General features: G+C 39.6%; 1 pseudogene. It reads left to right on the forward strand.

What is annotated here, in order from left to right:
• Nucleotides 1-671: pseudogene (locus KGF70_RS17015) on the forward strand (IS5 family transposase); the annotation flags it as partial.
• Nucleotides 672-680: the final 9 nt, after the last annotated feature.

Consider the following 680-nt stretch of genomic DNA (forward strand, 5'->3'; position numbering starts at 1 on the left):
GCGATTATCTATGTCCTAAAAACAGGTTGTCAATGGCGACAAGTTCCAAGTGATTTTCCTGAATGGCATTCCGTCTATAATTACTACAAGCTTTGGTCTGCATCGCCTTTTGTCACAGAGGCATCGCTACTTGATAACTGTTTAAAAAAATTATCGCTCAACAGCGTAATTTACAATCACGCTCAGCCAAAACGACATTTATTATAATCGATGCCCAAAGCGTAAAAAATGCAGATACTGCTGAGCATAAAGGTTATGATGCAGGTAAAAAAGTTTCCGATATTAAGCGCCATTTAGCAGTTGATATCAATGGTTTACCACAAGCTATTCACATTACTACGGCTAATGTGTCTGATCGTCAAGGAGCCATTGCTATGTTGACGTTATATCGTGAACATCTTAATCACGTCAAAACAGTACTAGTTGATGGTGGGTACACTGGGAACAACTTTTCCGCCGCTGTTCATTCCAATTTAAAAGCCACCGTACAGGTGGCTAAGCGTAATGAATTACATAAATTTGAAGTGCTTCCGCAACGCTGGTTAGTGGAACGTACTTTTAGTTGGCTAGATAAATGTCGGCGCCTTTGGAAAAATTGCGAACGACATCTTAGTACTAGTCGCCAAATGGTTGTTTTAGCTTATTTGATTGTGATGCTCAAAAGATATTAGACAGGTTCT

This window comes from Lactiplantibacillus sp. 7.2.4 (assembly GCF_018991185.1).
GTDB classification, from domain to species: Bacteria; Bacillota; Bacilli; order Lactobacillales; family Lactobacillaceae; genus Lactiplantibacillus; species Lactiplantibacillus pentosus.